Consider the following 7,248-nt stretch of genomic DNA (forward strand, 5'->3'; position numbering starts at 1 on the left):
CCGGGCTGTTCAACCGGGGGCATTTCGACCGCGCCCTGGCCGCGGGGATAGAGAGCGCGGCCCGGAGCGGCCAGCCGCTCTCTCTGGCCATCCTCGACCTCGACCACTTCAAGGCGATCAACGACGTCCACGGCCATGCGCTCGGCGACCGCGCCCTGTGCGAGATGGCCGACCGGCTCACCCGCGCGATGCGGCGCACGGACCTGGTGGCGCGGTACGGCGGCGAGGAGTTCGTCGTGCTCATGCCGGGCACGGCGGCCGTGGCGGCGCTCGGACGGATCGAGGCGCTCCGCCGCGCGATCGCGAACACGCCGATCGAGCTGGGCGGTGGCGAGGTGCTCCGGCTCAACTTCAGCGCCGGGGTGGCGGGCACGCTCGACGACGTGGACGCGGCCACGCCGAAGGCGCTGCTGACTGGGGCGGACAGTCGGTTGCTGATCGCCAAGCGGGCAGGCCGTGCGCGATGCATCGGTCCCAGCACCGCGGCCGCGGACCAGCAGGTCAGCCTGACTCTCGAGTCACCCTGAGTCCCGGATCGCTACTGAGCCGGCACCAGCCGGGGCGCCTTTTCCGAGAGAGAATATCCCGGCTGGCTGCACTTGATGGCGGGATTGGTCGGACTGAACATCCCCGCCGGGTTCGCCTTCCAGAGCCACACGTGCAGATCGTAGTGGTGCATCATGGCCGGCATGATCGGGTGGTGCCCCTCCATCGGCCCGTCGAAGGTCCGGTCGAAGAGTCGCGGGGGCCCCTTCGCACCGGTCGGCAGCGGAACGAACCACTCCGCGGCCGCCAGGCGCAGCTTGTCCCCGTGCTGCTCATAGAGCAGAACCTGCGGATGCAGCGGATCCAGCGGAGCTCCGATGAGTCCGACGTTGAGGAAATGGACGCCCATTCCCCCAGCCGGATATGCCACCTGGCCGGCCCCGCCCGCCGAGGGGAACTGGATGCAGGCCAGAGTCGAGAAATAGCCATCGTGGACCGCGAGGATCGGATCCTGGTACTTGTCGAGCGCCGCGCGAACCTGCTCGAGACTGGGTGAGAGGCTCGCGGATGCCGGGACCGCCTGTGGCAGGAGCTGGTTCGGCACCAGGCCTATGCCGGCGGCGGCGAGAACGAGGGAAGCGAAGACGGGGCGCATGACAGCCCTCCGTGGCTGGAGTACCTGGACCGGCACCAAGATTGAACCGTGAGACCGCAAGGCGGGACGAACTACCACTAGGCCAAGCTTGCAGCTAGGGTCATCGCCGTCAATACTATCCCTAGCAGCGACCCTGCCCCACCTTGCCTCACCCTACCTCACCTTGCCCCACCTTCCCCCACCTCCCCCAGCCGCCGCTCCAGGAACCGCCGCTCCGGCCCCTGCCGGGTCAGCGCGAGGGCGGTCTCATACGATGCCCGGGCCTCCGCCGTGCGTCCCAGCCGCCGGCAGAGCTCGGCGCGCGCCGAGTGGGCTAGATGGTACCCTGCCAAATCCCCGCGAGTCAGGATGGCGTCGATGAGCGCCAGCCCAGCCGCCGGGCCATCCCGCATCGACACTGCGGCGGCGCGGTTGAGCTCCACCACGGGCGACGGATCGATCCGCGCCAGCACGTCATACAATCCGACGATCTGCGGCCAATCAGTGGCCGCGGCCGAGGGCGCTTCGGCGTGCACCGCCGCGACGGCCGCCTGCAGCGTGTATGGGCCGAACCGGCGGGACGCCAGCGCCCGCTCCACCAGCGCCGCTCCCTCGGCGATCTGCTCCCGGTTCCAGCGGGAGCGGTCCTGATCGTCCAGCAGGACCAGCTCGCCGGCCGGCGAGGTCCGCGCGGCGCGCCGGGATTCCTGCAGCAGCATCAGCGCCAGGAGTCCCACCGCCTCGGGGTCAGGCAGGAGGTCGACCAGCAGCCGGCCGAGGCGGATCGCCTCGCCCGAGAGATCGTGCCGGGTGAGCGCCTCGCCCGAGGATGCGGAGTACCCCTCATTGAACACCAGGTAGACCACCTGGAGCACACTGTCGAGCCGGTCTGGCAGGTCGGCCCGGGAGGGGAGCTGATAGGGAATGCCGGCATCGCGGATCTTGTTTTTGGCCCGCACGATCCGCTGGGCCACCGTGGGCGGGGTCGTCAGGAAGGCGTGGGCGATCTCCTCGGTCGTAAGCCCGCAGACCTCCCGTAGCGTGAGGGCGATCTGTCCGTCCGGCGGCAGGGCCGGGTGGCAGCAGGTGAAGATCAGCCGCAGCTGGTCATCCTCGACCGTTTCGTCCCCGGGAGCGCTGGCATCGGCGTCGAGCTGTTCGGCGACCGTGGCCAGCGACGCGTCGAAGCGGGCCCGCCGGCGCAGGCTGTCGATCGCCTTGAAGCGGCCGGTGGAGACCAGCCAGGCCCGCGGATTGGTAGGCACCCCGTCCCGCGGCCAGCGCTCGACCGCCGCCGTGAAGGCATCGTGCAGCGCCTCCTCGGCCAAGTCGAAGTCGCCGAGCAGGCGGATCAGGGTGGCGAGCACCCGGCGCGAATCGGCCCGGTAGACGGCATCCACCGTCTCGCGCGCCGGGCCAGCCGAGTCCTCGCTCACCGTGCCGTTCCGACTACCGCTTGTCGAACTGCATGATCGGCCGCACCTCGATGCTGCCGGTCCGGGCCGACGGGATCTTCGAGGCCACCTGGATGGCGTCGTTGAGGTCCCGCGCCTCGATCAGGTAGAAGCCACCCAGCTGCTCCTTGGTCTCGGCGAACGGGCCGTCGGTGGCGGAGGCCTTCCCGTTCCGGACCCGGACCGTGGTGGCCGTCTGCACCGGCTGCAGCGCCTCCCCGGCCACGTAGTGCCCGCTCTTCCGGACCCCATCGGTGAAGGCGAAATACTCCCCCATGAACGCGGCCGACTCGCTCTGAGACATGGCGCCAATCTTCTTTTCCTCGTCGTAGATCAGGCACAGGTACTTCATGGGTTCCTCCGGATCGGGGTGGGACGGCTGTGGATGCCAAGTAGTCGTCCGGGGGAGGCCGGATTCGACAGCCGGGCGGATCCGCTCTCTTGCCGCCCGAGGTACACTCCCTAACGTACTGGGGGAGGAATTCGACGGCGCCCTCCGGCAGCCCACCTTGAACCAGGAGTCCAATGGCTCATTTATCGCCGCCGGGAGCCACAGTGCTGGATGCCATCGGAAACACCCCGATCGTCCGGCTGCACAAGGTGGCGCCTCCCTCGGCCGCAGAGGTGTGGGTCAAACTGGAGGGCTCCAATCCAACGGGGTCCTACAAGGACCGCATGGCCCGGGCTCTGATCGAGGCAGCCGAGGCCAGAGGCGAGTTGCGTCCGGGGATGACGGTCGTGGAGTATACCGGCGGCAGCACCGGTTCGTCGCTCGCTTTCGTCTGCGCGGCGAAGGGCTATCGGTTCCTCGCCGTGTCTTCGGATGCCTTCGCACCCGAAAAGCTGCGAACCATGCGTGCTTTTGGGGCCGAGGTGATCATCGTTCCGAGCAATGGTGGGGTCATCACGCCCGACTTGATTCCGAGGATGATCGATCGTGCCCGAGCTCTCGGCCAGGAACGGGAAGCGTATCTCACCAACCAGGTCTTCAATCGCGATTCGCTGAAGGGTTACGAGTCGATCGGTGCAGAGTTGGTGGAGCAGCTCGAGGGCTCCCTCACGGCGTTTTGCGCAGGGGTCGGCACGGGCGGCTTGCTCATGGGAGTCGCCGGAGTGCTCCGGCGTCTGCCCGATCGAGTGCGAGTGGTAGCGCTAGAGCCTGCCAGTTCCCCGATCCTGTCGGCTGGGCGAGCCGGCTCGCACCATGTGGAGGGCATCGGCATCGGGTTCCTACCTCCGCTGCTCGACCCTGCGTACTACGACGAAGCACGCGGAATCGATGAGGCCCAGGCACGCGCGATGGTCAGGCGGCTGGCGGCGGAAGAGGGCATCTTCGCGGGGACGTCAACCGGCATAAACGTGGTGGGAGCACTCGAGCTTGCCCGTGAGCTTGGACCGGGAAATCGCGTGGTCACGGTCGCGTGCGACAGCGGACTCAAATATTTGGCTGGGGACCTGTACCAGGAATAACCCCTGGCGAGAACCATGCTATGGTCTCACGGCTCGACAGATGCCGGCCGACGGGACCCCTCATTCCAATCCCACCTTCCTAAGAAGTGTCCCAAACCGAGCATCCGAGCGCAGCACGTCGAGCCGGGGCTCGACCTTGAGGTAGCTCATCCAGCTCGAGCGCTCGTCATAGGCACGCTCCAGCCAGTCGAAGGCGCGGTCGTGATCGTCGAGGCCGGCGTAGATGACCGCACGGTCGTAGGCGGGTGCGTACTGCCGAAGGCTCTGAGCTTCCAGCTCCTCGAGGACCTCTGCCGCCAGATCCCGCGCACCGGCTACAGCGTAGGCGTGCCCCAGCGCCGCGCGGACGAAGCTCTTGCCGCCGGACATGGTGAGGGCTTTCTGAAAGCGGGCAATGGCTTCATTCATCTGCTCCTGGTACTCCCACGCTAGCCCCATGAAGAACTCTGGCCAGAATGCGGTCGGATGCAACTCCACCGTCTTCCACCCCTGATCAATCGCCGGTTCAGGCTGCCGCGCCAGCCAGTAGTGCCAGATTAGGTGAAAGTTCGCCAACACGTCCGTCGGTTCCAGCTCGAGGTAGCGCCGGCTTTCCGCCAAGGATTCGTCGAAGCGACCCATCGCCGCAGCCAGGTGAGATCGCCAGTGGTGGGCCGTAGGATACGATGGGCTGAGCTCGATCGCGCGATGCAATCCCCGCTCGGCGGAGGGCCAGTCCCAGGCGAAATGAAGGTTCACGAAGGCCATCGAGCTGTGGGCTTCCCCCAAGGTGTCATCTAGCTCCAGCGCCCGCCTGGCAGCCATTGTCGCCTTGGACGAGGCCTCGCGTGGCGGCATGCCGCCGTGTTCCCAGCTCCCAAAACTGCTGTAGCAATCGGCCAGGCCGCTGTAGGCCATCGCGTAGTTCGGGTCGATCGAGATGGCCTGCTCGAAGTACTCAATCGCCTTTGGCGTCCCGAGGGGCCGGTTGTTCCAGTGATAGCGCCCCTTGAGGTAGGCGTTGTACGCCTCAGGTTTGTCGGTAGGGCGTTTCACCAACGCCTCCTGTCGCTCGGGAGTGAGCTGAATCCGGAGCGCCTTGACGATCGTTTGGGAGATCTCGTCCTGGATCGTGAAGACGTCCGCCATCTCCCGATCATACCGCTCCGACCAGAGGTGGTAGCCGTCGGCCGTGTTGATCAGCTGGGCCGTGACCCGAAGCCGGTTGCCTGCCTTCCGCACGCTCCCTTCCAGGACGGTGCCCACGTTGAGCGTCTGCCCGATGGTGCGCGCGTCCGCTTTCGTCCCCTTGAAAGCGAAGGCCGAGGTTCGGGAGGGGACACGCAGTCCCTTCACGCCGGTGAGAAGGTTGATCAGCTCCTCGGCAAGGCCATCACCAAAGTACTCGTTGTCGGTGTCTCCGCTCATATTGAGGAACGGGAGAACGGCGATCGATTGCGCGGGTGGCGCGGGCAACGATGTCACCGTCACCTGCGGGCCGCTCGGCGAAAGACGCAGCGCATCGTCGAGCTGGTGCGCCGTTGCGAAGCGGTCCACCGGGTCCTTGGCGAGAGCCTGCAGCAGGGTTCGCTCCAGTGCGGCAGGGATCGCAGGCCGTACCGTCCGCGGAGGCGGCACCGGATCCAGCACGTGGCGAGCCAGGATCTGCTGCGGGCTGTGGCCCAGGAAGGGCGGATCACCCACCAGCATTTCGTACAGCACGCACCCCAGGCTGTACAGGTCGCTCCGGCCGTCCAACTCACTGTCACCGGCCGCCTGCTCGGGACTCATATAGGACGGTGTGCCGAGGCTCAGCCCGGTCCCCGTCAGCTTCTCGCCACCTGCTGCAGAAATCGCGCGGGCGATGCCGAAGTCGGCGACGATCGCGTGGTTGTGCGAGAGCAGAATGTTCTCCGGCTTGATGTCGCGATGCACGAAGCCGACACTATGCGCGTATCCCAACGCGTCGCCGACCTCGCGGGTGATCCGCAGGGCATCCTCGATGGGAAGCTGCCGGTCCCGGTCGAGCCGCTGGCGCAGAGACTCGCCTTCGATAAAGGGCATGACGTAGTAGAGCTGGCCGCCGGAACTTCCGGAGTCGAAGAGCGGAAGGATGTGGGGGTGGCTCAGGCCGGCGGCAATCTCGATCTCGCGGAGGAAGCGCTCGGGGCCGATGGCGCCCGCCAACTCCGGCCGGAGGACCTTCACGGCAACGGCGCGATGATGCTTGAGATCGCGGGCGAGGTAGACGGTGGCCATACCGCCACGACCGAGCTCGCGCTCGATGGCGTAGCGGTCGGCGAGGGCGATCGTCAGAAGAGGGAGAGAGTCGGCCACTGCCCGAGGTCCCTTTCAGGGACTCCTAGATTAGTGTCCTGCGCACGCGTCCGCCAGCGGCGGGTAGTGTCCGGGTTGACAATAATAGACTCTCGTGGCCTACGCTCCGTCGCACTCTAGATCTTGACGGCCTCTGTACCACGCGGTATCTCAGGTCCTCGCACCGATTTGGCATAAGAACACCCGGGGAAAGTTGGCAACGCAATGCCACGGGTCATCGCCACTCTCCGCGACGCCTCCACTCCGACGCCACGAAGGACCCTGGAACCTCCGGGTCGCAACTAGTAGAGCTCTCCGTCATGTCCTTTAGTCTGGAGGTCTAGCATGCATCGGGTCCTACTCATTCCGGTGGGCGTACTCGCGGGCACTCTCGCGCTTGCCTGCGGCGACAACGCAGGTGTCACCGACCCGGCCACCAGCGCTCCGCCTTCATCTGAGGCGACTGTCACGAGATTGGAAGCACCTTCTCCACAAATTGTTATCGATACCGAGCAGGGGCTCACCGCCCTCTTCGGGATAAGCTTTGAAGACCTTCCCGCTGTCTGCGCCGGCGGGGAACTCCAGGACCTGGCCGACCTCCTGATTGTCTCCCATCCGACCCGCGCGGGCACCTTGGCCAGGGCCCTCACGATCGCCTGCTCCATCCCCAGCGGGACGGTGCGCCTTGCAGTCCGGAGACTCGGCACCGGGTCGAGTGAGTGCCGGGCCAGGATCACCTGCGCCGTCGGACCGGTGAACGGCGGCTCACCAGCCAGCATCTCGTAGAGCACGCAGGCCAGGCTGTACATGTCACTTCGCCCGTCCACGTCCCGCTGTCCCGTCGACTGCTCGGGGGCTTATGTAGGCCGGCGTGCCGAGCGCGAGCCCCGTCTCGGTGAGCCGCTCCGC

7 protein-coding genes are annotated in these 7,248 nt (G+C 66.7%); 3 read left to right on the forward strand and 4 right to left on the reverse strand.

All coding sequences use genetic code 11. From position 1 onward, the window contains the following. A partial coding sequence (locus VHR41_17050) for a GGDEF domain-containing protein (GenBank protein ID HEX3235905.1) occupies window positions 1-527 on the forward strand: 527 nt, incomplete at its 5' end. An 11-nt stretch (window positions 528-538) separates the two neighbouring features. Here VHR41_17050 and VHR41_17055 read toward each other — a convergent pair. From VHR41_17055 to VHR41_17065, 3 genes are all read right to left on the reverse strand, one after another. After that, window positions 539-1,141 (reverse strand): hypothetical protein, encoded by a 603-nt coding sequence (locus VHR41_17055; protein HEX3235906.1) that lies wholly within the window; start codon window positions 1,139-1,141, stop codon window positions 539-541. Between the two features lie 158 nt (window positions 1,142-1,299). Then, entirely contained in the window at window positions 1,300-2,556 is a 1,257-nt protein-coding gene (locus VHR41_17060) for an RNA polymerase sigma factor (GenBank protein HEX3235907.1), read from the reverse strand. Between the two features lie 13 nt (window positions 2,557-2,569). After that, the gene (locus tag VHR41_17065; GenBank protein ID HEX3235908.1) at window positions 2,570-2,926 is read right to left on the reverse strand and encodes a YciI family protein; all 357 of its coding nucleotides are present in this window, start codon (window positions 2,924-2,926) and stop codon (window positions 2,570-2,572) included. Window positions 2,927-3,099: 173 nt separating this feature from the next. Between VHR41_17065 and VHR41_17070 the strand changes: the two genes are divergently transcribed. Beyond that, window positions 3,100-4,044 carry a cysteine synthase family protein gene (locus VHR41_17070; GenBank protein HEX3235909.1) on the forward strand — a complete coding sequence of 315 codons (945 nt, stop codon included), beginning with the start codon at window positions 3,100-3,102 and terminating at the stop codon, window positions 4,042-4,044. A gap of 60 nt (window positions 4,045-4,104) precedes the next feature. Here VHR41_17070 and VHR41_17075 read toward each other — a convergent pair whose 3' ends face one another. Then, window positions 4,105-6,360 carry a protein kinase gene (locus tag VHR41_17075; GenBank protein HEX3235910.1) on the reverse strand — a complete coding sequence of 752 codons (2,256 nt, stop codon included), beginning with the start codon at window positions 6,358-6,360 and terminating at the stop codon, window positions 4,105-4,107. A gap of 324 nt (window positions 6,361-6,684) precedes the next feature. Between VHR41_17075 and VHR41_17080 the strand changes: the two genes are divergently transcribed. After that, window positions 6,685-7,125, forward strand: a complete 441-nt coding sequence (locus VHR41_17080) for a hypothetical protein (protein ID HEX3235911.1) — start codon at window positions 6,685-6,687, stop codon at window positions 7,123-7,125. Window positions 7,126-7,248: the final 123 nt, after the last annotated feature.

The organism is Gemmatimonadales bacterium (assembly GCA_036265815.1).
In the GTDB taxonomy this organism is placed as follows: domain Bacteria; phylum Gemmatimonadota; class Gemmatimonadetes; order Gemmatimonadales; family GWC2-71-9; genus CAVVWJ01.